Source organism: Bradyrhizobium sp. NAS96.2, from assembly GCF_001908235.1.
Classification (GTDB): domain Bacteria; phylum Pseudomonadota; class Alphaproteobacteria; order Rhizobiales; family Xanthobacteraceae; genus Bradyrhizobium.
Genome location: NZ_LGHK01000162.1, coordinates 1 through 16,412, shown reverse-complemented (window position 1 = coordinate 16,412; position 16,412 = coordinate 1). Strand labels below are relative to the sequence as shown.

The 16,412-nt window shown below is 64.9% G+C and carries 13 protein-coding genes and 1 pseudogene; 7 read left to right on the top strand and 7 right to left on the bottom strand.

Annotation, left to right across the window (positions count from 1 at the left end; genetic code table 11):
• The first annotated feature begins 259 nt into the window (after nucleotides 1-259).
• Genes AC628_RS30060 through AC628_RS30040 form a run of 5 tightly spaced genes read left to right on the top strand, consistent with a single transcriptional unit; the run spans nucleotide 260 to nucleotide 4,842 of the window.
• Complete coding sequence (locus AC628_RS30060; RefSeq protein WP_074130397.1) at nucleotides 260-1,513, top strand: ABC transporter substrate-binding protein; 1,254 nt, start codon at nucleotides 260-262, stop codon at nucleotides 1,511-1,513.
• 16 nt (nucleotides 1,514-1,529) lie between these two features.
• Nucleotides 1,530-2,399: a branched-chain amino acid ABC transporter permease gene (locus AC628_RS30055; protein ID WP_074130395.1), complete on the top strand. Its 870-nt coding sequence runs from the start codon at nucleotides 1,530-1,532 to the stop codon at nucleotides 2,397-2,399.
• Nucleotides 2,399-3,385 (top strand): branched-chain amino acid ABC transporter permease, encoded by a 987-nt coding sequence (locus tag AC628_RS30050; protein WP_074130394.1) that lies wholly within the window; start codon nucleotides 2,399-2,401, stop codon nucleotides 3,383-3,385. Before AC628_RS30055 ends, AC628_RS30050 begins: the two co-directional genes overlap by 1 nt.
• 10 nt (nucleotides 3,386-3,395) lie before the next feature.
• Nucleotides 3,396-4,145, top strand: coding sequence for an ABC transporter ATP-binding protein (locus AC628_RS30045; RefSeq protein ID WP_074130393.1), 750 nt, complete (start codon nucleotides 3,396-3,398; stop codon nucleotides 4,143-4,145).
• The gene (locus AC628_RS30040; protein WP_074130391.1) at nucleotides 4,138-4,842 is read left to right on the top strand and encodes an ABC transporter ATP-binding protein; all 705 of its coding nucleotides are present in this window, start codon (nucleotides 4,138-4,140) and stop codon (nucleotides 4,840-4,842) included. Before AC628_RS30045 ends, AC628_RS30040 begins: the two co-directional genes overlap by 8 nt.
• 168 nt (nucleotides 4,843-5,010) lie before the next feature.
• On the opposite strand, the gene AC628_RS30035 is transcribed toward AC628_RS30040, so the two are convergent.
• The 4 genes and pseudogenes from AC628_RS30035 to AC628_RS46030 form a co-directional block, all read right to left on the bottom strand.
• Nucleotides 5,011-6,954: an alkyl/aryl-sulfatase gene (locus AC628_RS30035; RefSeq protein ID WP_074130390.1), complete on the bottom strand. Its 1,944-nt coding sequence runs from the start codon at nucleotides 6,952-6,954 to the stop codon at nucleotides 5,011-5,013.
• 49 nt (nucleotides 6,955-7,003) lie between these two features.
• Entirely contained in the window at nucleotides 7,004-8,824 is a 1,821-nt protein-coding gene (locus tag AC628_RS30030; RefSeq protein ID WP_083633199.1) for a flavin-containing monooxygenase, read from the bottom strand.
• 47 nt (nucleotides 8,825-8,871) lie between these two features.
• Nucleotides 8,872-9,324: an acyl-CoA dehydrogenase family protein gene (locus AC628_RS45565; protein ID WP_502689791.1), complete on the bottom strand. Its 453-nt coding sequence runs from the start codon at nucleotides 9,322-9,324 to the stop codon at nucleotides 8,872-8,874.
• Between the two features lie 220 nt (nucleotides 9,325-9,544).
• A pseudogene (locus tag AC628_RS46030) lies at nucleotides 9,545-10,117 on the bottom strand (acyl-CoA dehydrogenase family protein); the annotation flags it as partial.
• Nucleotides 10,118-10,220: 103 nt separating this feature from the next.
• Here AC628_RS46030 and AC628_RS30020 point away from each other — a divergent pair.
• Nucleotides 10,221-11,009, top strand: a complete 789-nt coding sequence (locus tag AC628_RS30020) for an IclR family transcriptional regulator (RefSeq protein ID WP_074130389.1) — start codon at nucleotides 10,221-10,223, stop codon at nucleotides 11,007-11,009.
• 45 nt (nucleotides 11,010-11,054) lie between these two features.
• Complete coding sequence (locus AC628_RS30015; protein WP_074130387.1) at nucleotides 11,055-12,035, top strand: Bug family tripartite tricarboxylate transporter substrate binding protein; 981 nt, start codon at nucleotides 11,055-11,057, stop codon at nucleotides 12,033-12,035.
• Between the two features lie 7 nt (nucleotides 12,036-12,042).
• On the opposite strand, the gene AC628_RS30010 is transcribed toward AC628_RS30015, so the two are convergent.
• From AC628_RS30010 to AC628_RS30000, 3 genes are read right to left on the bottom strand one after another with little or no spacing between them, the layout of a single operon-like run.
• On the bottom strand, nucleotides 12,043-13,146 hold the full coding sequence (locus AC628_RS30010) for an ABC transporter ATP-binding protein (protein ID WP_074130385.1): 1,104 nt from the start codon (nucleotides 13,144-13,146) through the stop codon (nucleotides 12,043-12,045).
• 15 nt (nucleotides 13,147-13,161) lie between these two features.
• On the bottom strand, nucleotides 13,162-14,187 hold the full coding sequence (locus AC628_RS30005; protein ID WP_245321394.1) for an ABC transporter substrate-binding protein: 1,026 nt from the start codon (nucleotides 14,185-14,187) through the stop codon (nucleotides 13,162-13,164).
• A 24-nt stretch (nucleotides 14,188-14,211) separates the two neighbouring features.
• Nucleotides 14,212-15,954 carry an ABC transporter permease gene (locus AC628_RS30000; RefSeq protein WP_074130382.1) on the bottom strand — a complete coding sequence of 581 codons (1,743 nt, stop codon included), beginning with the start codon at nucleotides 15,952-15,954 and terminating at the stop codon, nucleotides 14,212-14,214.
• Nucleotides 15,955-16,412 lie beyond the last annotated feature (458 nt).

Genomic DNA, 16,412 nt, shown 5'->3' with positions numbered 1-16,412 from the left:
CGCTCCGTGCCGGTTCGTCGGGTCATTCGATTGTCAATAATGCCGTCAGGTCTGGCGGCAGCTCTCACGCAACGAAGCTGCACACACGCGCGCGTCACACGATTGTTGCGACGCACCAGTCGCAATTCGTTTCCCCATGAGCCCGGCCGATATCGCCTTTGCGATTGCCGAATTACGTGCTCTTATGCGCCCCGCTTGAGCAAAAAATAATAAGCGAGCGGACGGAGCAACCGGGCCGTCGTCGCACAGGGGGAACGCCATGACAGGGGACCGCAAGCCGCCGGCCATTAATAATGCCGCACCAAACCAAGCCTCACGGACCAAGCTGAACCGCCGCAAGTTCCTGGCCAAGACCGGCGGCGTCCTCGCAGCCGGTGCATTCGGCGCGGTCCCGCTGCGCGGCTGGGCCGCCGACGCGATCAATATCGGCGCGCTCTATCCGACCACCGGCAGCATGGCGCAGATCGGCACCGGCTGCGTTGCCGCGGCGAAGCTTGCGGTCGACATGGTCAACGAAGCCGGTGGCATCAAGTCGCTCGGCGGCGCCAAGCTCAACCTCATCGTCTCCGACGTGCAGAGCGACACCACGGTGACGCGCACCGAGACCGACCGCCTGATCACCGGCAACAAGCTGTCGGCGATCCACGGCTGCTACGCCAGCGCGCTGACCCTGATCGCGAGCGAGGTCTGCGAGCGCGCTCACGTTCCGATCATCACCGGATCGAGCTCCGACCAGCTCAACAAGGGACGCAGCTACACCTTCACGCCGTTCGCACGTGCCTCACAGTTCGCCAAGGCGCAGTTGCAGATGGCCAAGCTGGTCAGCGAACAAGCCAAGGTCGCCGTCATCTTCGAGAACACCGCGTTCGGCACCTCGACTTCGAACGGGCTGAAGGAGCTGGCGCCGGGCGAAGGCGTCGAGATCGTGATGTTCGAGCCCTACTCGGCCGGCTTCACCGATGCCAGCCCGCTGATCAACAAGGTCAAGGCCTCCGGCGCCAATACGCTGTTCTCGCTGTCCTATCTCAACGACCTCATCCTGATCGTGCGCACCGTGAAGCAGGTCGGGCTCGACATTGCGATCAATGGCGGCTCGGGCGGTTTCGTGATGCCGGATTTCTACAAGAATGTCGGCAAGGCGGCCGAAGGCCTGCAGGGCGTCGCGCACTGGAACCACGACGTCAACGAGGATGCCCAGAAGGTCAACGCCGAATTCAGGAAGCGCACCGGCGAATTCGCCTTCGAATATGCCGGCGGCCTGGTCGCGCAGACCTTCATGCTGGCCGACGCGCTGGAGCGCGCTGCCTCCGCCGATCCGAAGAAGGTGCGCGAGGCGCTCTCGACGCTCGACGTCTCCTCCGGCTATGCGGCAATGGCGCCCGGCGGCAAGGTCAAGTTCGGACCCGACGGCAAGAATGTCTATGGCCGTCCGGTCGGCGTGCAGTGGCAGAATGCCGATCTCGCCAGCATCTTCCCCAAGGAAGACGCCCGCGCCCCGCTGATGAAGACCTGAACCGCGGTCGCATCGCATGTGGGAGACACTGGCCCAGGCTGTGATCAACGGCCTGCTCATCGGCGGCATCTACGCGCTTGTCAGCATCGGCGTCACGCTGATCTTCGGCGTGGTCAAGATCGTCAATTTCGCCCAGGGCGAGTTCGTGATGATCGGGATGTATATCTCGTTCTTCCTCGCCACCCAGTTCGGCATCGATCCGCTGGTCTCGCTGGTGGTCTCGATGCCGGTGCTGTTCCTCGCCGGCGTGGTGATCCAGCACTTCCTGATCCGCAGGGTGCTTGGGCCGAACGACATGCCGCAGATCTTCCTGACGTTTGCGCTATCGCTGCTGCTGCTCAATCTCTCGCTGATGCTGTTCAGCGCCAACTACCGCACCGTCCATACCTCCTATTCGGATTCGGCCTGGCACATCGGCGGGCTGTACATTCCGGTGGCGAAGCTGATCGCCTTCGCGGTCGCGATGGCGCTGAGCGGCCTGCTCTGGGTGTTCCTGCGCACCACCGATCTCGGCCGCGCCATGCGCGCCGCGTCGCAGAACCGCGACGTCGCGATGCTGATGGGGATCAATCCGAACCGCGTGTTCGCGGTGGCGTTCGGCACCGCGCTCGCGCTCGCGGGCGCCGCCGGCTCGCTCTTGATGCCGTTCTATTCGGCCTATCCCTTCGTCGGCCAGGTGTTCGTGCTGATGGCGTTCGTCGCCGTCGTGATGGGCACGCTCGGCAATGTGATGGGCGCGCTGGTCGCGAGCCTGATGATGGGCATCGCGGAATCGCTCGGCATCCAGTTCGTCGGCGCCGATTCCGGCCTCATCGTGGTGTTCGGGCTGCTGCTGCTGACGCTCGCCTTCAGGCCGAGCGGTCTCGGCGCCAGAAGAGGCCGCTGATGCAGACCTCAGGCAAAATGAAGTGGCTTTGGCTGGCGATCGGGGCGGTCGTCATGCTCGCTCTGCCGCAACTCGTCACCTCGTCGTTCGCGATCGACATCTTCATCCGCATCCTCTTGTTCTCCTTCATCGGCGTCGCCTGGAACCTGATGGGCGGCTATGCCAAGCAGCTGTCGCTCGGGCACGCCGCCTATTTCGGCCTCGGCGCCTACACCTCGACCATCATGCAGGTGAATTATGGCATCTCGCCCTGGATCGGGATGGTCGCGGGCGGAGTGGTCGCGATGCTGGCGAGCCTGCCGATCGGCTGGCTCTGTTTCCGCCTGCGCGGCCCCTATTTCACCATCGCCACCATTGCGACCGCCCAGGTGCTGATGCTGATCTTCCTCAAATTCCGCGACTTCGCCTGGGGCGCCGAAGGCACCACGATCCCGAATCTCGGCAGCGCGCCGCTGATGATGCAGTTCGAGGAGAAGTCGTCCTATTACTATGTCGTGCTCGGACTGCTCGCGGTCGGACTATGGATCACCCACAGGATCGAAGAATCCTGGATGGGCTACTACCTCGTCGCCATCGGCGAGGATGAAGATGCCGCCGAAGCGGTCGGCGTCAACGCCCCCAAGATCAAGCGCGACATCTACATGATCAGCGCGTTTCTGACCGCGCTCGCCGGCACCTTCTACACCCAGTACATCTACTTCATTGATCCCGCGACCGCGTTCAGCTTCAACGTCTCGATCGAGGCGGCGCTGGTGTCGATCGTCGGCGGCATCGGCACGCTGTGGGGTCCGGTGATCGGCACGGTGCTGCTGGAGACCACCTCAGCGCTGCTGCAAAGCTGGCTCGGCAGCTCGGTGGGCGGCATCCAGCTCACGGTCTACAGCCTGATCCTGATGGCGGTCATCCTGTGGCGGCCGACCGGGTTGATCGGGTTCGCGAGCGACGTCTATCACCGCACCCTCCGGCGCAAGCCGGCGCGCGCCTGAGGTCGCTGCGATGGCGGAAGCACTGGTCATCAAGGGTCTCAGCAAGCGCTTCGGCGGCCTCCGCGCCGTGCAGGACGTCAGCTTCACCGTGCAGGAGAATGAGACGGTCGCGCTGATCGGACCGAACGGCGCCGGCAAGACCACGAGCTTTCATTTGATCACGGGATTTCACCGGCCGGACTCCGGCTCGGTCCTCGCCTTCGGTCACGAGGTCGTTGGCCTCAAGCCGCACGACGTCTGCGCGCTCGGCATGGCCCGCACCTTCCAGGTCGCCAAACCGTTCGGCGCGATGACGGTGCTCGCCAATGTGATGACCGGCGCCTTCCTGCGCGACCGGCATATCGCCGCCGCCCGCAGCAAGGCGCGCGAGGCGATCGAGTTCGTCGGCCTCGGCGCCAGGGAGCACACCCCGGCCAAGGATCTCACCACGATCGACCAGCGCCGGCTGGAGATGGCCCGCGCGCTGGCAACCCAGCCCAGGATTCTGCTGCTCGACGAGGTGATGGCCGGTCTCAACCCGGCCGAGATCGACCAGGCGGTGGCGCTGGTGAAAAAACTCTCTGCCAGCGGCCTGACCATCGTGATCGTCGAGCACGTGATGCGTGCGATCATGGCGGTGGCCCGCCACATCGTGGTGCTCGACCACGGCCAGAAGATCGCCGAGGGCGCGCCGAAGGAGATCGTGGAAAATCCGGAAGTGATCCGCGCCTATCTCGGCTCCTACGTGCATCCGCCGACGCAGGGAGACGGACATGCTTGAGCTCTCCCGCGTCAGCGCCAGCTATGGTTCGGTCCCTGCCATCACCGATGTCAGCATCTCCATTGGCGAGGGCGAAGCCGTCGGCCTGCTGGGCGCCAACGGCGCCGGCAAGAGCACGACGCTGCGCGCGGTCTCCGGCCTCGTCAAACTGTTCGCAGGCAAGGTCACCTTCGACGGCGTCGACCTCGCGACGCTGCCGCCGTACCGGATTCCGGAGCTCGGCATCGCGCATGTCCCCGAAGGCCGCCAGGTATTCCCGGACATGACGGTGCAGGAGAATCTCGAGATCGGTGCCTATACGCCGAAGGCCAAGGCGGATCGCGCGCGCACGATGGAGCTGGTCTACAGCATCTTCCCGCGACTCGCCGACCGCAGGAAGCAGCTCGCCGGCACCATGAGCGGCGGCGAGCAGCAGATGGTCGCGGTCGGCCGCGGCCTGATGCTGAAACCCCGCCTCTTGATGCTGGACGAACCCTCGCTCGGCCTGGCGCCCGTGATGACCGACGTGACCTTCGAGAAGATCGGCGAGATCCACAAGATGGGCACTGCGATCCTCCTGGTCGAGCAGAATGTCAGCCGCGCGCTGTCACTGGTGCAGCGCGCCTATGTGCTGGAAAGCGGCAACGTGATTATGCAGGGCACCAGCGCCGAGCTCGCCAACAACAAGCAGGTGCAGGCGGCGTATCTCGGGATTTGAGGCGACACTCAACAACCCGTCATCCTGAGGTGCGAGCCTTGCGGTGCACTTGCACCGCTGGGCGAGCCTCGAAGGATGAATCGGCCACCAGCCGGGCCGTCGACCCTTCGAGACGCGCGCAAGAGCGCGCTCCTCAGGGTGACGGGCATTAATTCCGCACGCGCGGCGTTACCTCACCACCGTCCGCTTCGGCTCGACGATCTCGAACATCCGCGGGAATTCGTCCATCAGCATCATCAACTCGCCGAGCCGCAGCGGCTCGCCGGAGACCTTGACCTTGCCGGCGGCGACGGCTTCCGGGAACGTGGTCAGCTTCGCAATGACCTCGTCCAGCACGCTGCGCGCCAGCGTGAAGCTGGCGTGCGCATCCGCGGCCTGCGCACCCTCGATGTAAGTCAGCGCCGAGTTTTCGAGATTGAGGACGAAGGTCTCGCCCGTGTCGGTAAAACTCCAGTTCAGCACGATGTGCTTGCCTTCGGCCTTCGGGCCGTTGAGGCGGATGCCGAGCACGTCCCAGAGCTGCCCGGTGCGCAGCGCGGCCAACGTCTCGCGCGGCATCGGCGAGCGCGGCGGCGTCTTCGGCATGCCCTGCCGCAGCTCCTGGGCGCCGAACAGATAGGCGTTGCGCCAGGTCGAGCTCTCGGCGGCATAGCCCAATTGCTCGAACGTGTCGGCGAGCAATGCGCGGGCCGCCTGATTGTCGGGCTCGGCGAACACGAGATGGCTGACGGCCTGCGCCACGAAGCGGAATTCGCCCTTGGCGAAGTCCGCCGCGGCGCATTTCAGGATCGCATCGGCGCCGCCCATATACTCGACATACTTCCTGCCGGCCTCGACCGGCGGCAGCGGATCCAGATTGACCGGATTGGCGTCGTACCAGCCGAGATACTTCTGGTAGATCGCCTTCACATTGTGCCTGATATGGCCGTAATAGCCGCGGCCGTGCCAGGCGCCTTCAAGACTCTGCGGCAGTCGGATCGTCTCGGCGATCTCGGCCGCGTTGAGCCCGTGGTTCATCAGCCGGATGGTCTGGTCATGCGCGTATTTGTAGAGATCGCGCTGCTCGCGGATCATGGTGTCGATCCGCTCCCGCCCCCACACCGGCCAGTGATGCTGGCCGCACATCGCCTCGGCCTTGCCGCCCCACATCTGCAAGGCTTCGCCGAGATATTTTGACCAGGCCAAAGCATCGCGCACATCGGCGCCGCGGAACGGCAGCAAATTGTGGAAATTGTGCGTGCAGTTTTCCGCGAGGTTCAACAGCTTGTAGCGCGGGATGAAGAAATGCATCTCCGCCGGCGCTTCGCTGTTCGGCGCCATCTGGAATTCGAACTCGACGCCGTCAATCACGCGCCTGTCGCCAGTCGCGATGATCAGATCGGTCGGCCGCAGCAGCGCCACGCCGCCCGCGGCCATGGTCTTGCCGAGGCCGCAATCGACATGGCCGCGCACGCCCTTGGCGAGGAACGGTCCGAACTGGTATTGCGCGCGGCGCAGCATCGCCGGTCCCGCGATGATGTTCTCGGAGACCGCGTGCTCCATGAAGAAGTTCGGCGCGATGATCGGCACGCCTGCCGCCAGCATGGCGTCGTCGAGCACGCCGCGCGCGCCGCCCCAATGGTCGGTGTGGGTATGGGTGAAGATCACGGCGGCGACCGGCCGCTTGCCGCGATGCCGGAAGTACAGCTCCATCGCAGCGCGCGCGCCCTCGATCGAGGTCAGCGTGTCGACCACGATGACGCCCTTGTCGCCCTCGATCAGCGTCATGTTGGCGATGTCGAGGCCGCGCACCTGGTAGACGCCCGGCACCACCTCGAACAGGCCGTGATGCATGTTGAGCCGCGACTGCCGCCACAGGCTCGGATCGACGGTCGCAGGCGCCTTCTCCTCGGAGAGGAAGCCGTAAGGCTCCAGACTCCAGACCACCCTGCCCTGCGCCGAGGTGATGCGCGCATTCTCGATGGTGCCGAGAAAGCCGCGCGCAGCGTCGTCGAAGTCTCTGGTGTCGGAGAACGGCAGCGCCTTCAGTGTCGCCTCGTGCTGCGCGATGACCGGCGCGGATGCCGCCTTCGGAGCTTCGTGCGACGTCTCACCTGCGGTTGTCTGGGTCATACTCAGGCACTCCCTCGTTGGGCAGAAATCAGTCTCGATCACGCACCGCTCAGCGGAATTGCACGCCTTCGAACTGGCCGCTGCGGCGCCACTCGTCGATATATTTGAAGTAGGCGAGCGCGCCCGCCGGATAGCCGACATTGAGCTTGGCCGCGGGCCCGGGCTCACGTCCCTCATTGTTGTAATAGCCGGGCGTGCAATCGGGACCGCCGATCATCCGGCCGACCGCGGTCAGCAGCAGCTCGACCCAGCGGTCCTCGGCCTCCTTGCTGACTTCGATTTCCTTGAAGCCATTGGCCTGCGCATGACCGACCATCAGGGCGATGGTGCGCGCCGCTTCGGTCAGGTTATGCGGCACGTTGGAGATCAAATTGGCGCCCTGCGTCGGCTGCACGAAGAACAGGTTCGGAAAGCCATGCACATGGATGCCGTGCTTGGTGCGCATGCCCTCGGCCCAATACTCCGACAGTTTGAGGCCGTCCTGGCCCGTCGCGTCGAAACCGGCCCGCCGCTTATACTCGGTGCCGACCTCAAAGCCGGACGCGTAGATGATGCAGTCGAGCTTGTACTCCTTGCCCGCGACGACGATCCCGTTCTCGGTGATCTCTTCGACGCCTTTGCCGTCGGTATCGACCAGATGGGTGCTCGGGGTGTTGAACGCCTGCAGATAGGCGTCGTGGAAACACGGCCGCTTGCAGAGCTGGCCGTACCAGGCCTTCAGGTTTTTCGCCGTGCCGGAATCGCGCACGATGGTGTCGACCCGGTTGCGGATCTCCTCCATCTTCTCGAAGTCGGAATCCTCGAACGCCGCCCGCATGTTTTCCACGCTGCGCTGCTCGCGCGGCAGCAGCATGATCTTGGCGCGAATGCGCTTGGAGAGGTCGGTCCAGCCGTCCTGCACCAGATCTTCCTCGGCCGATCCACCGGCCTGGTTGGCGGTGAAATTCTCCAGCCAGCGCTGCTGCCAGCCCGGCGTTGCGATATCGGCAAACCAGTCGGGATCGATCAGTCCATTGCCGCGCACGTCGACCGACGACGGCGTGCGCTGGAACACGTAGAGCTCCTTGCAGGCGCGCGCGAGGTGCGGAATGCATTGCACCGACGTTGCGCCGGTGCCGATGATGCCGACGCGCTTGTCGGCAAGCTTGTCCATCGGCGCGCCCCGGGGATCACCGCCGGTGTAGTCGTAATCCCAGCGGCTGGTGTGGAACGAGTGGCCCTTGAAGCGCTCGATGCCGGGAATGCCGGGCAGCTTCGGCACATGCAGCGGGCCGGTGCCGATGCCGACATATTGCGCGGTGAAGGCATCGCCCCGCGTCGTGCGGATGATCCAGCGCGATTGCGCCGCGTCCCAGTCGAGGCTCGTCACCTCGGTATGAAACAGCGCATTGTCGTAGAGACCGAACTGCCTGCCGATCCGTTGGCAGTGCGCCAGGATCTCCGGCGCATGCGCGTATTTCTCCGACGGCATGTGGCCGGTCTCTTCGAGCAGCGGCATATAGACCATCGACGCCGTGTCGCATTGCGCGCCGGGATACCTGTTCCAGTACCAGGTGCCGCCGAAATCGCCGCCCTTCTCGACAATACGGACATCCTTGACGCCGGCCTCAGTCAGCCGCGCCGCGGTGGCGAGCCCGGCGAAACCGCCGCCGATGAAGGCGAAGGTGACGTGATCGGTCTTCGGCGCGCGCTCCACCACCGGCGTGTAGGGATCCTCGAGATAATGCGCGAGCTGGCCCTTGATCTGGAGATACTGGTCATTGCCGTCGGGACGCAGCCGCTTGTTGCGCTCCTCCCGATATTTCAGGCGCAGCCGCTCCTTGTCGATCGCGGCGGGCTTTGCGTCTCGGGCTTGCTCGGTCATCATCATCGGAAGGCGCCTCGTTCAGGGAAATTCGGTGGATACTCTAGCGGCGCTCAGGCGGGATGTGCAGCAAGATAGGGCGAGTTGGCGATCGACCAGTCCGGCATCGGCTCCATCCGGAAGATCTGCCGCAGATGCACCTCGTCGGGCCCGTCGCCGATCCGGAGCAGCCGCCCCCAGGCCAGCGCCTGATGGATCGGCGTGTCGTCGGAGCCGCCCATCGCGCCGAACACCTGCATGGCGCGGTCGGCGATCTTCTGCAGCATCGCCGGCACCGCGACCTTGATCAGCGAGACGTCGCGCCAGGCGCCGTGATGGCCGGCCTGATCGAGCCGCCAGGCGCAGCGATACGCGAGCAGCCGCGCCTGCTCCAGCTCGACGCGGGCTTCGGCGATCCAGCGCTGCACGGTGTCGTACTGGATCACGGTGCGGCCGAATGCGCTGCGCTCTGCGGCGCGCGCCATCATCAACTCGATCAGCAGCTCGCACAGCCCGATCGAGCGCATGCAGTGGTGGATGCGCGCCGGGCCAAGCCGGACCTGCGCGACCTTGAACCCCTCGCCCTCGGCGCCGAGCAGGTTTTCCGCCGGCACCCGCACATTCTCGAACACGAGCTCGCCGATCGGCGCGACATGATCCTCGCAGCCCATCCAGCGCAGCCGCCGCACCAGCCGCACGCCGGGTGCATCCATCGGCACGATGATGCAGGAATGCCGGCTGGTGCGCTCGGCAGAGGCATCCGTCACCCCCCATTACGATCAGGAAGCTGCAGCGCGGATCCGCGGCGCCGGTGATGAACCATTTGCGGCCGTTGATGACGTAGTGGTCGCCGTCGCGCACCATCCTTGTCGCGATGTTGGTGGCATCGGACGAGGCGACATCGGGCTCGGTCATGCCGAAGGCGGAGCGCGTCTCGGCGTTGAGCAGCGGTATCAGCCAGCGCTTCTTCTGTTCCGGCGTCGCGTAATTCTGCAACGCGATCATGTTCGGCACATCGGGCGCCTGGCAGTTGAACACCTCCGGCGCCCAGAACAGCCGCCCCATGATCTCCGCCAGCGGCGCGTAGTCGAGATTGGAAAGCCGCGTGCCCGGCTCATCATCGGCAAGTTCAGGCAGGCCGAGATTCCACAGGCCGGCGGCGCGGGCTTTCTGCTGCAGCTCGGCCATGAAGGACGGCGCGTCGCTCTGCGCGCGGACGTGGTCGAGCCAGGCGCGATGGCGCGGCAGCACCTCCTTCTCGAAGAAGGCCGACAGATCCCGCCGCCAACGCTCCGATCGTTCGGACAGATCGAAATCCATACCGCCTCCCGCCTTTTGGGCGAGAGATAAGCCTATATCGAAACGATTTGCAAATTCATTTCGATATGTTGACATTTATGCCTCTTTAGGACCATTATTTCGTATGGCGGCATTGTCCTCGCTCGAACCCCAGACCGATCCGTCCTTTGCGACCACCCTGGCGCACGGGCTCGATGTGCTGGCCGCCTTCCGCAACCACGCAGGTCCGCTGTCGAATGCGGAGCTTGCCGAACACACCGGCCTGTCGCGGCCGACCGTCTCGCGCCTGACCTACACGTTGGAGCAGCTCGGCTATCTCAGGCGCGACCCCAAGGGCCGCTTCGTGCTCGGGCTGGGCGTGCTGGCCGCCGCCTATCCGGTGCTGTCGTCGCTCAAGGTCCGCCAGCTCGCGCGTCCGCTGATGCGCGACTTCGCTGCCTACACCGGCGGCACGGTGTCGATCGCGATGCCGTTTGGGCTCGACTTCATCTATGTCGAGACGCTGCGCACCACGGACGCGGTGCCGCACGTGCCTGACGTCGGCTTCGTCTCCTCGTTGGCGCCGACCGCGGTCGGGCGCGCGCTGCTGTCACTGTTCACCAAGGAGGAACGCGACGCCTATGTCGCGCGCGTCAAGGCCGAACGCCCCGAGGAGCTCGACTATGTCGAGCGGCGCACGCTGCCGGACATCGAGCTCTGCAACGAGCGCGGCTTCGCCGTCTCGCTCGGCGAATGGCGGCGCGAAATTTTCGGCGTCGCCGCGCCACTGTATCGCACGCCCGCCGGCGAATGCCTGTCGGTCAATTGCGGCATCCCCTCGTTCCGCTTCAGCGCCGAGCAGATCGAGCGCGAATGCGGGCCGCGTATCCTCGGGCTCGCCCGCAGCATCCGCTCGCTGGTGACGAATTACTAGAACACGCATCGCAACGAACGATGCGGCACATCTGGGGAGGGAGACATGCGTGGCATCACGACCGCGATCGCCTTGCTCGCGGGCACGATCACGGCGCTGTGCGGCAGCATCGGCGTGCGGGCGCAGGACAATTATCCGAGCCGGCCGATCCACATCATCGTGCCCTACCCTGCCGGCGGCATCGTCGATATCGTCGCGCGCGCCGTGACCGAGCAGGTCGGCCGCGACTGGAAGCAGACCGTCGTGGTGGAGGCGCGCCCCGGCGGCAACAGCAATATCGGCACCGCTGCGGTCGCGCGCAGCGAGCCGGACGGCTACACCTGGCTCGTCACCGGCCCCGCTTTGCTGGTCAACCCCGACCTCTACAAGGATGCCGGCTGGAACGCAGCCAAGGACTTCACGTGCGTCGGCCTTGCGGTCTGGAATCAAAGCGTGGCGCTGGTGCATCCGTCGATGCCGGTGAAGACGATCGGCGAATTCGTCGAGCTGGCGCGCAAGCAGCCCGGAGAATTCAACTTCGGCAATCCCGGTACCGGATCGTCGATCGACCTCAGCGCGCAGAAACTGTTTCAGGTCGCCGGCATCAAGCTGACCAATGTCGGCTACAAGGGCCAACCGCAGGCGCTGATCGACCTGATGACCAACCTGATGCATTTCGAGATCGTCTCGCTCGAACTCGCGCTGCCGCACATCAAGGCCGGCAGCGTCAAGCCGCTCGCGATGTTCACCGACAAACGCGTCGCCGACCTGCCGGACGTTCCGACGATCGCGGAAGCCGGCTTTGCCGAGGCCGCCTACGTTCCCTGGTACGGCATTTACGTCCCGGCCGCGACGCCGGCGCCGCTGCTTGCGAAGATCAATGCGGCGATCAACAAGGCGTTGCAGAACCCCGACGTGCAACGACAACTCTCGATCGCCAACATCCCGGGCAAGCCGATGTCACTCGATGAGCTCGCCGTGCTGATGAACGCCGATCAGCAGAAGCTGACGACGGTGATCAAGACATCTGGAATGGCGTTGCAGTAGATTCAAGTTAGTCCTGCGATGACGGCCCGGTGTCGCGATAGGCCCACAGGCATTCGCGCGGCAACGCGACTTGCGCCTCGACGCCGACCTGATGGCGCGCGGCGGTGCCGAGCTCGATCGCTTCCAGCCGTTTGCCGAACAGCTCGATGCCGTAGGCGGTCTGCGTGCCCTGGTAGCGGCGGTCGAGCACCTTCGCCGAAAATGTGTTGGCGCCGTCGGGCCGGCCGATCGCGATGTTCTCGGGCCGCAGCGCGATCCGCACCTTCTCGTCAGGCGCCAGCGTCTGGCACAGGGCAACCTCACCCTGTCGGCCATCGCCGAAATCGACCACGCCATACTTGCCGTTGCATCCGACGAGCGTGCCGGCGAGCTCGTTGGTCGCGCCGGTGAAATTGGCCACGAACAGATCGGCCGGGCGGTTGTAGATCACGTCGGGCGTGTCCATCTGCAACAGCTTGCCGTCGCGCATGACGCCGATCCGATCGCCGAGCACGACCGCCTCGGCCTGGTCATGGGTGACATAGAGCGCGGTCATTCCGGTCTGCTTGAGAATGACGCGGAGGTCGTCGCGCAACCGCAGGCGCAATTTGGCATCGAGGTTCGACAGCGGCTCGTCGAGCAGCAAGAGTTGCGGCCGGTACACCATGCTGCGCGCCAGCGCGACGCGCTGCATCTGCCCGCCCGACAGCGCCACCACCGGCCGGTCGGCATAGTCGGACAGTCCAACCAGCGCCAGCGCCTCCTCGACCATGCGGGCGGCATCGGTGCGCCCGACCGTGCGGTGCTTCAGCGGATAGATCACGTTCTGCCGCACCGTCATGTGCGGCCACACCGCATAGGACTGGAATACCATGCCGAGGTTACGCGCGCGCGGCGGCACCAGGACGCCGCGCGCCGGCGACGACACCACCCGCCCGGAAATGCCGATCTCGCCACCGGTCGGATGCTCGAGCCCGGCGACGCAGCGCAGCGTCGTGGTCTTGCCGCAACCGGACGGCCCGAGCAGCACCACGATCTCGCCGGCCGGCACGCCAAAGCTGACGCCATCGATCGCCGGGCGGCCGATCGCAAACTGCTTCCTGAGATCGGTGACTTCGAGCGTCGCCGTCATCGCTGGCCTCGCCGCCTATTGCCGGTAACCAAACGTCTTGTCCCAGTCCGCAACCCACGCCGCGTGCAGCTTCACGTAGTCGTCGAAGTTCGGATACCAGAGCTTGACCACCTTGGGATCGAATCCCTCCGGGAACGCCGGCGGCTCCTTCAACGAGGTGAGATTGCCGAGCTCCTTGACCATGAAGGTCTGCCCCTCCTTCGACAGGCACCAGTTCAGGAACAGCTTGGCCGCATTGGGATGGGCGGCCGTCTTCGGAATGCCGCTTGCGTAGGGATTGACCGGAGCTCCCTCCGGCGGAAAGAAGATTTCGATCGGCGCGCCGTCCTTCTTCTTTTGATAGGCCACGTTGTAGAGCAGCGGCGCGATCGCGATCTCGCCGCGCACCAGCGCGTCGGCGGTCGGCGCGCCGGAGGGATAGAGCACCGGATGGGTCGCCGCCTGCTTCGCCCAATAGTCTTCGCCGAGCACCTGGCGTTCGAACATGATCCGTGTCCAAGTGGTGCCGCCGGACTGCGCGAACACCTGGCCGATCAGCTTGTCATATTGCGGCTTGGTCAGGTCCATCCAGGATTTCGGCGGATCCTTCACCAGCTCCGTGTTGTAGGCGATCGACCAGGCGATGGTGGCGCGCGGCCACAGCTTCGGTGAGATCAGTGCATGCGGATCGTAGTCGGCCGCATTCGGTGGCGCGTAGTCCTGGAACAGATCTTCCAGTGGCCGCATCAGCGCGCGATCGGAGTGGTCGACGACGTCGGCGATCAGCTTGCCGGCCGCAGCCTCGGTCTTCACGCGGGTGATGAGTTGGCCGCCGGGCGCGCGGACCATCTCGACCGTGATCTCGGGAAAGCGCTTGTTGAAGGCCTTGATCACCTGCTGTTCGATCTCGGCGAAGTTCGCCGTGTAGTAGACGAGCTTGCCTTCGGACTTGGCCGCCGCGATCAGCTCCGCCGAGCCGAACTCCTGCGCCCGTGCCGCCGGCGCCAACGCAAGCGTCGCCAAGCTTGCCAGCGCCAGTGTGGTGAAGGTCCGTCTGTCCATCGCCAATCCTCCCCTCGTTTATTGTTATCCGGTCCGTGCGACGTTGCGCTGTGCGGACCCGCGCGACAGCCAGTTGGCGCCGCCGATCAGGACCCCGAGCAGCACCGTCTGCACCAGGCTGAAGGCCGCGGTCTTGCCGATATTGCCGCCCTCGTAGTAGTCGAGCAGCAGCACCGACATCACCATGGTGTTGCTCGTGTAGAGGAACAGCGACGAGCCGAGCTCGCGGATCGCCAGCACGAACAGCAGCGTCATCGACGCCAACACGCCCGGGCGCGCCAGCGGCAGCACGATCGTCGCGATGGTGCCGAGCATGCCCCGGCCGCAGACCCAGGCGGCCTCCTCGAGTTCGCGGTGGATCTGCAGGAACGAGGTCGACAGCGCCTTCACGGTGTCGGGCATGAAGCGCGCGATGAAGGCCAGCGCGAGAATCCAGATCGTGCCGTAAAGCCCGCCGGGCACGCCGATCCAGGCCCAGAGATAGGCGACGCCGACGACGAGGCCTGGGATCGCGACCGGCAGCGTCGAGATCAGGTCGATGGCGCCGCGCCCGGCGACGCGGGTTCGATGGATGGTGTATCCGATCGCAAAGGCCAGCGCGCCGCCGACAACGGCGGTGATGATTCCGACCTCGATCGCGTTGTAGATCGACTTCAAGGTCAGCGGATTGTCGAAGATGCTCTCGAAATGCATCAGCGAGTATTGCCGCATGTCGAACAGGCTGGCCGCGTCGCGGATGAACATGAACTTGCGGAACGCCGCGACGATCAATGCCAGCGAGGGCAGCACCACGACGACGAGGAGATAGACGATCCCGAGCGCGAAGGTCAGCCAGCGCCACGGCCCGAGATCGAGGTTGCGCGGCCGGAACGCCTTGCCCGCGACGGTGGTGTAGCTGCGCCCGCTCAGCAATTTCTGCTGCAGATAGACCAGCAGCCCCGTGACCACCATCAGGATGATCGCGACGGCGGCTGCGGTGTTGTAAAGCGGCGGCGACCAGTTGGTGAGCTTGAAGATGTAGGTCGTCAGCACGTTCAAATTGGTCGGCGCGCCGAGCACGGCCGGGATGCCGTAGATGCCGAGCATCACGATGAACGATAGCAGCATGCCCGAAACGATCGCCGGCATGATCAGCGGGAACGTCACCGTGAACAGGGTGGCGAACGGGCTGGCGCCGGAGATTTCCGCGGCCTCCTCCAGGCTCGGGTCCATGTTGCGCAGCGCCGACGAGGTGAACATGTAGACATAGGGCGCGTAGTAGATGCCGAACACGAACACCAGGCCCCACATCGAATAGAGATCGATGCGGAGGTCCGAGCCCATCCACTTGAACATCGTGTTGATCAGCCCGGTCTTGGGCGAGCCGAGGATGGCCCAGGCCACGCCCGCCACCAGCGGCGGCGCGAACAGCGGCAGGATGCTGGCCGCGGCGATGAAGCCCTTGAACGGCGTGTTGGTGCGAACCACGATCCAGGAGAACAGCAGCCCGATCGCGACCGCGATGAGCGTGCCCCCGCCGCAGGCGATCAGCGTGTTGAGCAGCGCTTCCCCCACATTCGGATTGGCAAGCACGGCAAGGAAATTGGCGATCGACAGATGACTGAGGCTGAGACGGATGCCGTCGACCACCGGATTGGTGTCGGTGAGCGCGCCGAGCAGCAGCATCAGGACGGGATAGATGACCAGGAAGGTGAGGATCGCCAGCAATGCCGCGACCCAGAGGCCGGCGAATGCGCGGCGCCGGGTTCTCTCACCGGCGCTTCGCATGGCTTCGCTACGCCGGTCGGCCTGTCCGTGCAATGCGCTCTTCCCTCTTGCGGCCCGATCTGACGTCGGCCCTGCTTGTATACCAAGGGTAGTCGATCGAGCCTGTGACGCAAGCTATCCGAAAGTCGTCTGCGTGCGGTTGTGTGACACAGCACGGGAACACGAATTGAATTCTTCAAAGCCGGAATTCTAGCTGAACATGCCTTGCCATCAGACCGTCATCCTGAGGTGCGAGCCCTTGCGAGCCTCGAAGGATCGACGGCCACCAGCGGGGCCGATTCATCCTTCGAGGCTCGCTCCGCTCGCACCTTGTACTGGAAGGCTCTGCTATCTTTGTTGCGTTCCGCAAGGAATGGCTCGATCCGGGTGGCCACCCGGATCGAGCCGGTCGATCGTCGGATCGTTTGCACCACAGTCTGCCTGGACTGCTCCTGAGCAAGATCGCGATCGGCTCTTCA

Coding starts and splice junctions, on each gene's coding strand:
- AC628_RS30055 (WP_074130395.1), top strand. CDS start 1,530: ATGTGGGAGACACTGGCCCAGGCTGTGATCAACGGCCTGCTCATCGGC.
- AC628_RS30045 (WP_074130393.1), top strand. CDS start 3,396: ATGGCGGAAGCACTGGTCATCAAGGGTCTCAGCAAGCGCTTCGGCGGC.
- AC628_RS45565 (WP_502689791.1), bottom strand. CDS start 9,324: ATGCGCTCGATCGGGCTGTGCGAGCTGCTGATCGAGTTGATGATGGCG.
- AC628_RS30050 (WP_074130394.1), top strand. CDS start 2,399: ATGCAGACCTCAGGCAAAATGAAGTGGCTTTGGCTGGCGATCGGGGCG.
- AC628_RS30000 (WP_074130382.1), bottom strand. CDS start 15,954: ATGCGAAGCGCCGGTGAGAGAACCCGGCGCCGCGCATTCGCCGGCCTC.
- AC628_RS30040 (WP_074130391.1), top strand. CDS start 4,138: ATGCTTGAGCTCTCCCGCGTCAGCGCCAGCTATGGTTCGGTCCCTGCC.
- AC628_RS30030 (WP_083633199.1), bottom strand. CDS start 8,824: ATGATGATGACCGAGCAAGCCCGAGACGCAAAGCCCGCCGCGATCGAC.
- AC628_RS30020 (WP_074130389.1), top strand. CDS start 10,221: ATGGCGGCATTGTCCTCGCTCGAACCCCAGACCGATCCGTCCTTTGCG.
- AC628_RS30015 (WP_074130387.1), top strand. CDS start 11,055: ATGCGTGGCATCACGACCGCGATCGCCTTGCTCGCGGGCACGATCACG.
- AC628_RS30035 (WP_074130390.1), bottom strand. CDS start 6,954: ATGACCCAGACAACCGCAGGTGAGACGTCGCACGAAGCTCCGAAGGCG.
- AC628_RS30010 (WP_074130385.1), bottom strand. CDS start 13,146: ATGACGGCGACGCTCGAAGTCACCGATCTCAGGAAGCAGTTTGCGATC.
- AC628_RS30060 (WP_074130397.1), top strand. CDS start 260: ATGACAGGGGACCGCAAGCCGCCGGCCATTAATAATGCCGCACCAAAC.
- AC628_RS30005 (WP_245321394.1), bottom strand. CDS start 14,187: ATGGACAGACGGACCTTCACCACACTGGCGCTGGCAAGCTTGGCGACG.